Origin of the sequence: Hahella sp. KA22 (genome assembly GCF_004135205.1) — a bacterium.
Classification (GTDB): Bacteria; Pseudomonadota; Gammaproteobacteria; order Pseudomonadales; family Oleiphilaceae; genus Hahella.
The window spans coordinates 1,464,579-1,476,822 of sequence record NZ_CP035490.1 but is presented as its reverse complement, the minus strand read 5'-3'; the positions used below and the strand labels follow the sequence as shown (position 1 = coordinate 1,476,822).

Sequence of the window (12,244 nt, the reverse complement as noted above, 5' to 3'; positions counted from 1 at the left end):
AGGCGACCGCCCAGTCAAAGAATACGTTAATTCATCTTATCGCAGCGCTTTTATGCAACTACCGCGCCTTGGCGCTTATTTATTTTTCTCCCACTCGAAAAGCGGTAACTCATTAAACAACGCCTTAAGTCCCTCGCTCCATTGCTTACGCAGTGTCGCATAATAAGGCGAATTCAGCTTCAAATGCATGACATGGGCCGGCTCCAGCTTACCAGTCTCATACACCAGAAGATCAAACGGCGGCGCCACAGATAAGTTACTGCGCATGGTGGAATCCATGGAAACCAGCGCGCAGCGGGCAGCCGCTTCGAGGCTGGAGTTACTGCGGATCACTCGATCCAGAATAGGCTTGCCGTATTTCGTCTCCCCTATCTGCAGGTACGGCGCATAGGGCGAGCTTTGAATATAGTTTCCTTCAGGATAGACCATGAATATCTCATGGGGTCCGTCGTGATATTGCCCGCCAACGATCAGGGTGCAGTCGAAATTGGCGCCCTGCTTCAAATCCTTTTCGTAATAGTTTTTCAATTCGACGCTCAACGCGCCGATATAGCGAGCCGCGTCGCTCATATCATTACAGGCGGCCAGCCCGCCTTCTCCAGAAGGATCTTCCAGGTCACGGGCGATGCGTCTCACTACCGACTGAGTGGTCGCCAGGTTGCCAGAGGTCAGCACGGTGACAAAGGCCTTTTCCGGCACATTGAACGAATACATTTTGGGATAGGTGTTGACGTTATCAACCCCTGCATTGGTACGGGAATCAGATGCAAACACCAACCCGGCATCAACGGATATCGCCAAACAGTATGTCACGACCGCGCTCTCATTAAACAACAGGGAATCGGCTGCATAATGTACTTGGCGACGCATGCTTGCAATAAATTCTTTGTTAATATTCATATGCGGACGCAACCGGCGTGAGAGTAGCTCTTCACCCGGATAATGCGCGCCCCATACAGCGGAACAGGATGGATGTCGGCGTAGTATGAAGCGCGCCGACTACGCGAACTGACTCACATCAAACCCACTGGGAAAGTTCGTGTTAATCTGTGTAAATCACCCGGCCAGGAGCCGCCGCCTCAATCCACTCCATCTGCGGAGACATCCCGATGACCGGAGTCAAATTAGGATTAACCACTCCAACTCCCATGCCAAGCACAGACAAAGGCGCACTCTCCGCGTCGATCAATTACCGCGACAGCGCCTGCATCAATGCATTCTTTCCCGTTTCAGTGGAGGCGGCGACATCCCTGCTAAAGGGCAGCGGGCTCAAACCGGCTTTTGCATTAGGCTCTCACACGTTGGTTGTGGTCAGCATCTATGATCACAAGCGTTGCGCCATCGGCGCGCATAAAGAGGCCGGGCTGGTTATTCCCGTACTGCCAGAAGGTGAAAGCTTGCCTTTGAGCAATGTGCTGGATTTGTATCTACCTATTAATCAACGTCGTATCGGCTTTTTCCCCTTGGACCTCCCGGTCACTTCGGAGAGCGCGCTATCAACAGGCAGAGAGCTGTGGGGATTGCCGCGTTTTCCCGCAGAGATCACTCTCGCCAGCCAACGCAGGCAGATACACGCGCAAGTTCGTTCTGACGGTGAAACGCTTTTTACTTTGACCGGCGAGACACTGCCCGGCATTCCGGTGATTCCCGTCAACCTCCTGATTTACACCCAGGTGGAGCATCGACTTACGAAAACCAAAGTACGTTTGAAAGGATTTGGAAAGCTCTACCCTGCGGGAACGGTGAGGCTTACAGTCGGAGAAACAGACCATCCGATGACGGAGCATCTGTCCCGTTTAGGTCTTGATGAAAAAAGCCCGGCGTTGGTGATGCGCGCAGAACGATTGCAAATGCTGATGGAGCCGGCGGCAAGGATTGACTGAGGCGACACTTGTCTGCACAAGCGCACATTAATTGACCAGGCTCCGGGATTACCGCCCCATCTTGGCGCTTACAGCAAATATGCGGGGCGGAAACATGAAGGAAAAACGTCCTCGATTACATGGAAGCTATTCAAAGATTAACGCTTTTTCCTTTGCTTTCAGTGAATTGCCCGGAAGTTGAAAACCACTGGCACGGCTTATGCTGAAACTGGAGTGAAAGAGGTGTCCCAAACCAAACGATAGACCCACAACCCAACGAAGACGGATTGTCTCAATCAAACCACTGAGAAGAAGGATTTAAGCTATGAAACCAGAAACCAACGAAAGTCTGCTGTTCGCCTTAACCCACCCCTATGAGGTGACGGTTATGCAGGAAATGAGAGAGTATTTTGAGTGGATGTATTACGCCAACTAAGGCATCCCGCCGAGCAGGAAACGCACAGTACAAGGACGTCCTCCTGCCTCTGCGCTGTTTTGCGGCACCCGCAAAAACAAAAGCGGCCACTCAGGGCCGCAAGGAAGACGAGAATCCATTCTCCAATGCACTAGAGAGCATAAGCGCCGAAGCGCTTTTGCGGAGGTTTAACGGTTTTACCCGTTAGAACAATGTCGCCTGTTACAGCAACGCCAAACCTTCTTCCGGAGTCAGGGACTCGATGTCCTGAGCTACGCCGACGGAAGGACAGGTCAGCTTACCTTTCACTACGTTCAGACCTTGCAGCAGGAAGGCGTTGTCTTCCAGAGCCTGCTTCGCGCCTTTGTTGGCCAGTTGCAGAACGAATGGCAGTGTTGCGTTGGTCAGCGCCAGAGTAGAAGTACGCGCTACAGCGCCAGGCATGTTGGCTACGCAGTAGTGAACCACGTCGTCAACGATAAAAGTGGGTTCCGCGTGAGTGGTCGCGTGAGAAGTCTCGAAGCATCCGCCCTGGTCGATCGCCACGTCGACAACCGCCGCGCCGCGCTTCATTTTTCTCACCATTTCGCGAGAAACCAGTTTTGGAGCCGCCGCGCCAGGAATCAGAACGCCGCCGATTACGACGTCAGCCTGAGTCACCCACTCTTCAACCGCTTGCGCAGTGGAGAATACGGTTTGTACGCTGTTGCCGAAAGTCGCGTCGAAGCGTCTCAGTACGTCAACGGATTTGTCCATCACAACAACCCGCGCGCCCATGCCGACAGCCATCTGAGTGGCGTTGAAACCAACCACGCCGCCGCCAAGAACCACGACCAGAGCCGCTTCCACGCCAGGAACGCCGCCCAACAGCAGACCACGGCCAGCCTGGGATTTTTCCAGACAGCGCGCAGCAGCCTGGATGCTCATGCGTCCAGCGACTTCTGACATAGGGGACAACAACGGCAAACGGCCTTGCGCGTCAGTAACAGTTTCGTAGGCGATACAGGTGGCGCCGCTGTTCAAAAGATCTTGAGTCTGAGGAACGTCTGGAGCCAAGTGCAGATAAGTAAACAGGGTTTGCCCAGGACGCAACATAGCGCGCTCTTGAGCTTGGGGTTCTTTCACCTTGACGATCATATCGGCGACTTCAAACACTTGCTCAGCGGTAGCTGCGATTTCCGCGCCAGCCGCGACATACTGCTCGTCAGAGAAGTCGATGGCTGCGCCGGCATCCTTTTGCACCACCACTTTGTGTCCATTGCGAATCAGCTCCTGGACAGCGGCGGGAGTCAATCCGACACGGTATTCGTGGTTTTTTACTTCTTTTGGTACACCGACAATCATTAATAAGCCCTCTCAAGGTTAGTAATAATTCCAGTCTACGCTTTGTATGCAGAATTTATCTCTGTTGTTAAAATCAGACTCAGTGTTTTATTCTTTTATTTTATAATTTTCAGCATATTTGACTGGCAAAAAATGAAAAAGCAGCTGGACCGCATAGACCACGCCATTTTGCGCGAACTACAAAGTGAAGGACGCCTTAGTAACAGTGAACTGTCCCGGCGTGTGAACCTGAGCCCTACTCCTTGCCTTGAGCGGGTAAAGCGCCTGGAAAGAGACGGCTATATTCGGCGCTACACAGCCGTTCTGAACGCCAAAAAGCTGGGGGTGGGTTTGGTGGTGTTTATTGAAATCGGTTTGAACCGAACCTCCAGGGACGTTTTCGCCGACTTCAAGGACTCCGTCATCAAGGTTCCCGAAGTGCAGGAATGTCACCTTGTCTCCGGCAATTTCGACTATCTGATAAAAGCCAGGGTGGCCAATATGGATCAGTACCGGGCTTTGCTGGGCGAAAAAATACTGGTGTTGCCCGGCGTGAGGGAGTCACGCAGCTATGTCGTAATGGAGACGGTCAAGGAAGGCCAGGAGTTGAAACTGGATGGCTGGCGCGAAGACCTCTGAGCCTCGCGCCAGTTATTCCGCTTAACCTTCCGCAACTACCCCTTCGCCGCCCCGAAGGCTATACCAGTCGATTCTGCGTGTGGCGAACATCGCTGCGCTAAGGATGGCAAACAATCCCAGAGAGCCGTATAGCAGCGCCAGGTCTTGTTCGTTCAGCAACGACAATAGATAGCCGTACAACACAATCAATAGCGTGACGAAGGTGATGGTTAGCTTTCTCCGCCGGATAAACTGCCCGGCGTACCATCCCACCTGGCCGATGACCGCGCCACAGGCGATCAAATAAGCCGCCCAGGTCCCCAGATGCTCTGACAGCGAGAGAAACAGCAGATAGAACAAACACAGGGTCAGGCCCGTAAACAGATATTGCATAACATGGATACGTACGCCGCTGATGACTTCAAAGACCCACAGACAGGCGAAGGTACAGGTAAGGAACAGTAACGCATACTTCACCGAACGACTGATTTCCTGATATCCCGCCCCCGCAGCAGGTCGCGATACGCCGACCAGTGGCGAAACCTGATCAAGCAAGGCCGGCGCTGACCCCGTCCAGGAAGCGGGAACCCCTTTGGCCAAAAATGGAATGTCCCATTTGGCGTAAAAGGCGTCCTTTTCCAGCCTACGCTCCACCGGCAGCCAATTTCCCTGAAAGCTCGGATCTAACCAGTCGCCATCGATTTCGATATTGCTCTCCTGCCCGACTGGCGACACATACAGCGCCTGAGCGCCCTTTAAGCGTATCGCCAGATTGAAATCATTAGGCGCATCGGCGCTAATCGATCCCACTGGCAACCGGATATGTACGCCGCTGACGTCGGCCATGCCGCCGCCGGGCGAAGGCGCGGCTTCGCGCTCATTCCAAAGAAATTTAATCGGACTTTGAATCGCTTTGACATCCCCGATCGCTACCGAAAGATAGGCGTCTTTTAACCGTAGCGACTGATTTTCCTCCAGCTCCTGCAATTGCGGGCGCAGATCAAACGCCCCCCTCAAATTGGCGTCCGTATGATAAAGAGGCGCCTCATAAATGCCTCGGTAACGAATATCGCTGATCACTTTGAATTTGGCGTGCAGATAGGTCGGCGTCACCATCAGATAATGGATTCGCATGACGGGCCTGGTGGCGGATTCCAGTGCAGCGACTTTGGATGTGGTGTCCACCGGTATGACCAGAAAGGGGCCGTTCACTGTCTGCTCACCGCCCCATTTCTCCGTAATCTCCGTCACGACATCATGATATCTGACGCTGCGCTCGCCGATCAGGCCATTAATCTCCATAATCGGAATCTGCAATATCAGGATCAGCACCCCAATCACAAAGGCTTTGCCCAGGGGAGAATGCAGTCCAAACCGCAACCAACCTACTTCTTTTATGTTCACCTTGCCCGCTCCTTTGTTTGCTCTGTGGCTATCAAAACAAACAAATAGGGCGAACCGATGGGAAAATCAGGGCGAAATATGGCGCGGAGAACTTAATTCGGCGGGATGAATTCTCATCATTGACCAACTAGACTTTAGATAACGCCTGAACTGATGCATTTCACTGGCTTTGAGCCGTCATTTTAATAACAGCCGTTACCGTGAAGGTGTCCCATGAAAGCCTGCTCAACTTCCACCAACGCCGCCGATCCGTATCGGGCGGGAACCATGATGGGCGACGTGCTCGTCTCCATACGCCCTGAAGTCATCTTCTTATTCTCCACCGTTCACTATGAGAACCCGCAAGAGCTTGTCGAAGGGCTATATGACAGTATCGGCAATGATGACCTGGTGATTATCGGCAGTACCGGAGATGGATTCTTTGAAAGCGAAGGGCCGCGGGATATTGGCGCCTGCGCGCTGGCGCTCAATTCAGAAGGCTTGGTCAGGTGGCGCGCATCCCACGCTTTGGGCGTCGGCGAGCAACCGGCGCAGACCGCGCGCACCGCCCTGTCCGATGCGCTGCAAGCCTGTGGCGACGACAAACCAACATGCATGTTTATGGTGTCGGATTTTCGCGCCGACGCCTCGCAGATTGAAAAAGTGCTGGAGTTCGAGACGGACATTCCCATTGTCGGAGGCTTCGCCGCCGACGACAACAAGATGGCCAGTTGCACCCTGTACGCCAACCGCCGCGCCCTCTCCGACGCGGTCGTCGTCATGACGGCGTCCGGCGAGCTTCATTTTGATATATCCATTGGCAACACCCTGAATGCTGTCGGCCAACCTGGCGTTATCGACAAAGCGGAAGGGGCCACGATTTTCTCCATCGACGGCACCGACGCCATGGATTTCATCGAACGGGAAACTGGCAAGCCGGTGCTGCAATCGGACCGAGGCATCACCTCCCTGTCGATTATTGATTCTGATGAGCCGGGCATCACCCGGCTACGATCCATCGTGCCGGACTTTTCCGTTTCCGAGCGTTTTCTGGGGCTTTATGGCGGCATCGAACAGGGCAAGACAGTACAAGTATGTCTGGCGCAACCGGAAACCATTATCAGCGAGGTATACAGCATCGCCGAAAAGGCCCGTCAGCGTGGCGTGAAACCTGTCGCTGCGCTTATTGTCAGCTGCGTGGGCCGTAAATGGCTATTGGGGCATGAAATCGAACATGAAATCCGCGCCTTGGCGGAGCACTTTGGCAGCGCCCTGCCGATTGCGGGGTTTCCGTCATTTGGGGAAATCGGTCCGCTCAAGACCGCGAAGGGTTATTCAAGAAACTTGTTCCACAACATGACCTATGTACTTCTGTTAATATCCGAATAACCCGTTAGCGCTTCCGTAGGGCATTGATAATAAATGAAAGCCAGGTTAATCAGTACGCTCGACCCCGCACCGCCAGGCTTTACTTTCCGACATCCGCAAAAACGCGACCTGGTGACAGCCCCGGTCGTGGTGGTGACGGATAACGCCGAGCAGGTGCTCGCAATCGTCGATCATCGCAGCGACCGCTTACAGGGAGCGATAGTCAGCTTCGGCGACGCATTTGAGCTGAAGCCTCTAGGGCCGCGCTGCTGGTTATTGCAGGCCCCCCACCATTGGTTCAACGATCTGGCGCAAATCTTCACTCCCATGCTGCAGGTACTGGATAACACGATTCCGCTGCTGGATGAGTCGCAAGAGCTGCAGTTAAAACTGGAACGCGCCAGCCGCGATCTGTCCACCACCCACGATGACTACCAGCGGGTCAACGCGCGCCTGCAAAACAAAGTCGAAGCGGTCACCAAAGCCCAGGGCGAGATACTGGCTCTGAACACTGCTCTGGAAAAGCGCGTAGATGAACGCACCGCAGAACTGGCGGAGACCAATCGCAAGCTGCTGGAGGCCAAAGAAGCCGCGGAAAGCGCCAACGAAGCCAAAAGCTTATTTCTGGCGACCATGAGCCACGAGATCCGCACGCCGATGAACGGTATTCTGGGAATGCTGGAGCTGCTATCGCATTCACAGCTCAGCGCCGAGCAAACCAAGATGATCAGCACAGTCAGGGACTCCGCTTTCTCCCTGCTGAACATTCTCAACGACATCCTCGACTTCTCCAAAATAGAAGCCGGACGCATGGAGCTGGAGAATATTACCCTGTCCGTAGAGGAAATTATCGAAGGCGTCGCAGAAACAGTGGCGGCCAGCGCCAATAAGCGCAACCTGCACCTGCATTGTTATGTGGACCCTGACATTCCTGACGCGCTGATAGGCGATGAAGTGCGGCTGCGCCAGATTCTGTTCAACCTGTGCAGCAACGCCACCAAGTTTACCGACACCGCCAATGGCCGCCCCGGATGCGTCACCTTGCGCGCCGACTTTCTGCACAGCGCCGGTCAACTCTATTCCATCCGCATCAGCGTCAAAGACAACGGTATCGGAATGGACCGAGGCACACTGGATAAACTATTTAGCCCTTTCACTCAGGGGGAAAGCTCCACCACCCGACGCTATGGCGGCACTGGGCTGGGCCTGTCCATTTGTAAACGCCTCACGGAAATAATGGGAGGGGCCATCGAAGTCGCCAGCAACCCGGGACAAGGAACGGAGTTCCAGCTTAATTTGACGCTGGCCGCGGCGCCGGGAGCACGAGTAGAGCCGCCCCCTACCTTGAACGGCATCGAAACACTGGTGGTGCTGAGCGACGAGTTGACTCGCACGACCGTCTCCAACTATTTACTGAAATTCGGCGCCGCAGTGCAAACCTGTCAGGACATAAAAGAGGCGTCCATGCACCTCTCCAAAGCCCTGCAACTGGACCGTACGCCCCCCGTTTTACTGACTTATGCCGAGCAGGACAGTGATCTTTCTCCCCTGCTGAAGTTGCGCGGACAGCCCTGGGGGCAGGATGTGCGCTTTATCATCCTGACGCCACGGCGGTATCGGTCACTGAATCCGCCGCCGGATTCCGTCAAAGTCTACGTCTACCCGCTTTGCCGTAACGATCTCGTGATGGCCGCAGCAGCGTCAGCCGGACGCTGTAGCCCGCCCGTCAGACACTTTCAGGATCCAGATAAGATCCCTCGCTTTGATGTACCGAATCGACCTGGACTGTTCCCAGTCAGCATACTTGTGGCGGAGGACAACCTCACCAATCAGGAGGTTATTCGCCTGCAACTGAAGCGGCTCGGCCTCGACTGCATTATTGTGGAGAATGGATGTCAGGCGCTGGCGGTATGGCAGCAACGTCAGGTGGATCTGGTGCTTACCGATTGTCATATGCCGGAAATGGACGGTTTTCAGTTAACCTCGGCGATCCGGGAAAAAGAAGGCGCGGGGCTGCGCACCCCAATTATAGCCATTACCGCCAACGCCTTGCGTGGCGAAGCGGAGCGCTGCATGCACGCGGGCATGGATGACTATCTTTCCAAGCCCGTGGAAATACGCAAACTCTATGAGACGCTGGCCAAATGGCTGCCGCATCAGCGTCGCAAGCTCAATCCCGCCGACCACCCGGAAATAGTGGAAGGTTCCGTAGATCTCAATGTATTGAGCGACTCGGTGGGACCGGAAATAGACGTCCAGCATGAAATTCTCACCAAATACCGGGAAGACGCCGCCGCCAATCTACGGGCGCTGCAGCTTGCGGCCCAACAGGATAATCCCGAAGCCGTGACGTTCGAAGCACACCGTCTCAAATCCTCTTCCCGCGCTATCGGCGCAGAAGCGCTGGGAGAATGGAGTGAAAAAGCGGAAATAGCCGGGCGCGGCGCCAATTGGCGCGATATCCGCTTTGCAGTCAGCGGTATTGAGCAAGAATTCGAAAAAGTAGACTATTATTTACAAAACTGGCTGGCCCATAACGGAGGTTGAGCCGACTGCGACCACAACCATCACGCAGCCCCATCGTCCCGATTGTTCCGTCCCCATATTGCGGCCACATGGCCGATATTGGCGGAGCAAGCCCCGGCGACACGGTTCAAAAGAGTTAAGAATTGATTGTTATGAGCGAAAAGCAGTTTTGTCACCTGAACGCCCTGATTATCGATGACGACGCTTTCATGCGCAGCATTATCACCAAGACGCTGCAGCGGCTTAATCTGGGGCGGGTGGAGAGCGTTGCGAGCGGAGAAGAAGCGCTGACCTTATTGGAAGACGCTAACTCCCATTTCGATATCCTGCTGGTGGATCTGCTGATGCCCGGCATGGACGGTATCGAACTGTTGCGCCATCTGGCTGAACATGAGTATCAGGGCGGTGTGCTGCTGTTCAGCGGCGCGGACAGTAAAGTGTTGAAGGCCGCGGTAAACGTGGCCCGGGCCCGCTACCTGAATGTGCTGGGGTCTTTGCAGAAGCCTGTCACTGTTGACGCCCTCACTTATTATCTCACCCACTACCAGTCTTATTTCCGCTCTCGTAATACCGTTTCCGGCGGCTCTCTGCTCAATACCAGTGAGTTGCGCCAGGGCCTGAGTGACGGCCATCTCACGCTTTATTACCAACCTCAGGTGGATATGAAAACCGAAGCCGTTGTCGGGGTCGAAGCGCTGGCGCGCTGGAAGCACCCACAACATGGCTTACTCGGCCCCGGCGCGTTTGTGCCGTTGGCGGAAGAAAGTAATCTCGTTGGCGATTTCACCACTGCCGTCATCGCGCAGGCGATAGATCAAATGCAGAAGTGGAAGCAGAAGCAGCTCAATCTGCAGGTCGCCATCAACATTTCCTCTTCATCGATATCTATCCTGGACCTGCCGCACTTGCTGGAACACTACTGCCAGCACCATAAAGTGGAGGCGTCGAGAATCACGCTTGAGATTACGGAGACCCAAGTGGGGCAGGACATGGTGACGATGCTGGAGGTGCTTACCCGCATTAAACTGAAAGGGTTGGGCCTGTCCATTGACGACTTCGGCACCGGCTATTCCTCATTGGAGCGCTTGCAGCGCATTCCATTCGACGAGCTCAAAATTGACGGCAGTTTTGTACATGGCTCCTTCCGTGATCAGGCGGCGCGCGCCATTTTCGACTCCAGCGCCGCGCTGGGCAAACAGCTGGGTATGAGCATCGTAGCGGAAGGAGTGGAAAACCAGGATGACTGGGATTACGCCGCCAAATTGGGCTGCGATATCGCTCAAGGATTCCATATCGCCCAGCCGATGGCGCCAGAGGATTTTGAGGCCTGGCTAAAACGCCGCGAGGCGGCTAAAGAGTAGTTAAGCGCCAGGAAAGTTCGGTGCGGGAATGTGGATCACGCCGCCGTAGTCCAGTGGAATGCTGAACGTTTTCGACTTGTCCCAGCGGCAGTATTCAGGATGTAGCTGCAGACACAGACAACGCAATAAGCCCGAATGCGCCACCACCAACACCACTTTTCCCTTAGCTTCCTTCGCCAGACGTTCAATAAATTGTTCGCTTCTCCGGTATAGATCTGGAAAACCTTCTCCTCCCGGAGTGCGTTGAGTCAGCCAATTATCTCCCCAATCCCGCGCTTCCTTCTGCGGCAAGTCGGTTAGTAACCGCCCGTCCCAGTCGCCAAAGCTCATTTCCATTAGAAGGTCGTCAAAGCTCGGCGCGGGGTCTAACCAGTCCGCCAGTGTTTTACAACGGGTCAGCGGACTGCTGTATAGCAGATCCCAGGCCGCAGGCAACTGCTCGCGAATAGTGGCGGCTTCTTCCGCAAACGTATCGGCCAGAGCGACATCGGACTGGCCGTACAGTGTTCCTTTCGGGACTGCAACCCGAGTATGGCGGATCAGATAGAGCTCCATAGCCCCCCCAGCAACAGGAATAAAACAATTTCCGCCAGTTGTTGCACGGCGCCCAGACAGTCTCCGGTGTAGCCGCCCAAACGGCGGGACAGGTAACCAATACTGGCGCGACGCAGGAACCACAAGCCCACAACCGCCAGTGCAAATGCTTTGACGCCCGCCAGCAGCAACGGCATGAGCGCTATTACTGCGGCAATGGCGATGTCTCTCGTTGCGATGCCTTTAGCGACCGGCTTGACCTTGCTGAGCTGGTCCGCGCGCACATAGTCCAGACTCGCGATCAGACTGATCGCCACAGCGCGGCTGCAGGCATGGGATATCCACAGCAATAACAGGGCGGCGTCCGGGGCAAGCTGCGCTAGAATGACGATTTTTAGCGAAAGACTTAACGCCAGCGCCAGCGCGCCATAAGTCCCCACCCGGCTGTCCTTCATAATCTCCAGGATACGCTCCGGCGTATGTCCGCCGCCGAATCCATCAGCCGCGTCCGCCAATCCATCTTCATGAAACGCGCCCGTGATAAGAACGCCTGTCGCAACAGCCAATACAGCTCCGCCCCAGGGTCCATAGAAGTAAACGCCCAGCAAATATGCGCAGGCGGCCGCCAGGGCGACCAGCCACCCAGTCAGAGAGATATAGCGGCTGGCCTTATTCAGATCGGCTTCTTTGAAGTCGTACAGCAAGCGCACTGGGACACGGGTATAGAACTGCAAGGACAGCATCAGCAGATGCCATTGCCGACGCAGGATTTCCGCCCAAGGTTGCGCCGCGGACACACCGGTTTCGTTCACGGTTGCGCCGCCTTCCATAACTGTTCGGGATCTTTGGTCAAC

Annotated in this window: 10 protein-coding genes; 5 read left to right on the top strand and 5 right to left on the bottom strand. The window is 54.8% G+C overall.

Annotated features, from left to right (window positions below; genetic code table 11):
• Positions 1–75: 75 nt before the first annotated feature.
• Positions 76–813: a proteasome-type protease gene (locus tag EUZ85_RS06610; protein ID WP_127968553.1), complete on the bottom strand. Its 738-nt coding sequence runs from the start codon at positions 811–813 to the stop codon at positions 76–78.
• A 296-nt stretch (positions 814–1,109) separates the two neighbouring features.
• Here EUZ85_RS06610 and EUZ85_RS06605 point away from each other — a divergent pair, with 296 nt between their 5' ends.
• Complete coding sequence (locus EUZ85_RS06605; RefSeq protein WP_127968552.1) at positions 1,110–1,883, top strand: acetoacetate decarboxylase family protein; 774 nt, start codon at positions 1,110–1,112, stop codon at positions 1,881–1,883.
• A 616-nt stretch (positions 1,884–2,499) separates the two neighbouring features.
• Here EUZ85_RS06605 and ald read toward each other — a convergent pair.
• On the bottom strand, positions 2,500–3,621 hold the full coding sequence (gene ald / locus EUZ85_RS06600; RefSeq protein WP_127968551.1) for an alanine dehydrogenase: 1,122 nt from the start codon (positions 3,619–3,621) through the stop codon (positions 2,500–2,502).
• 132 nt (positions 3,622–3,753) lie between these two features.
• On the opposite strand from ald, the gene EUZ85_RS06595 reads away from it, so the two are divergent.
• Complete coding sequence (locus EUZ85_RS06595) at positions 3,754–4,239, top strand: Lrp/AsnC ligand binding domain-containing protein (RefSeq protein WP_127968550.1); 486 nt, start codon at positions 3,754–3,756, stop codon at positions 4,237–4,239.
• Between the two features lie 21 nt (positions 4,240–4,260).
• Here EUZ85_RS06595 and creD read toward each other — a convergent pair whose 3' ends face one another.
• Positions 4,261–5,622: a cell envelope integrity protein CreD gene (creD, locus tag EUZ85_RS06590; protein WP_127968549.1), complete on the bottom strand. Its 1,362-nt coding sequence runs from the start codon at positions 5,620–5,622 to the stop codon at positions 4,261–4,263.
• Between the two features lie 213 nt (positions 5,623–5,835).
• Here creD and EUZ85_RS06585 point away from each other — a divergent pair, with 213 nt between their 5' ends.
• From EUZ85_RS06585 to EUZ85_RS06575, 3 genes are all read left to right on the top strand, one after another.
• The gene (locus tag EUZ85_RS06585) at positions 5,836–6,990 is read left to right on the top strand and encodes an FIST signal transduction protein (protein ID WP_127968548.1); all 1,155 of its coding nucleotides are present in this window, start codon (positions 5,836–5,838) and stop codon (positions 6,988–6,990) included.
• A gap of 33 nt (positions 6,991–7,023) precedes the next feature.
• Positions 7,024–9,516 (top strand): hybrid sensor histidine kinase/response regulator, encoded by a 2,493-nt coding sequence (locus EUZ85_RS06580; protein WP_127968547.1) that lies wholly within the window; start codon positions 7,024–7,026, stop codon positions 9,514–9,516.
• Positions 9,517–9,647: 131 nt separating this feature from the next.
• Positions 9,648–10,856 (top strand): EAL domain-containing protein, encoded by a 1,209-nt coding sequence (locus EUZ85_RS06575; RefSeq protein ID WP_127968546.1) that lies wholly within the window; start codon positions 9,648–9,650, stop codon positions 10,854–10,856.
• Here EUZ85_RS06575 and cobC read toward each other — a convergent pair whose 3' ends face one another.
• Both cobC and EUZ85_RS06565 read right to left on the bottom strand, forming a co-directional pair.
• Positions 10,857–11,411: an alpha-ribazole phosphatase gene (gene cobC, locus EUZ85_RS06570; protein WP_127968545.1), complete on the bottom strand. Its 555-nt coding sequence runs from the start codon at positions 11,409–11,411 to the stop codon at positions 10,857–10,859.
• Entirely contained in the window at positions 11,396–12,202 is an 807-nt protein-coding gene (locus EUZ85_RS06565) for an adenosylcobinamide-GDP ribazoletransferase (RefSeq protein ID WP_241566975.1), read from the bottom strand. The genes cobC and EUZ85_RS06565 overlap by 16 nt, the downstream gene beginning before the upstream one ends.
• Positions 12,203–12,244: the final 42 nt, after the last annotated feature.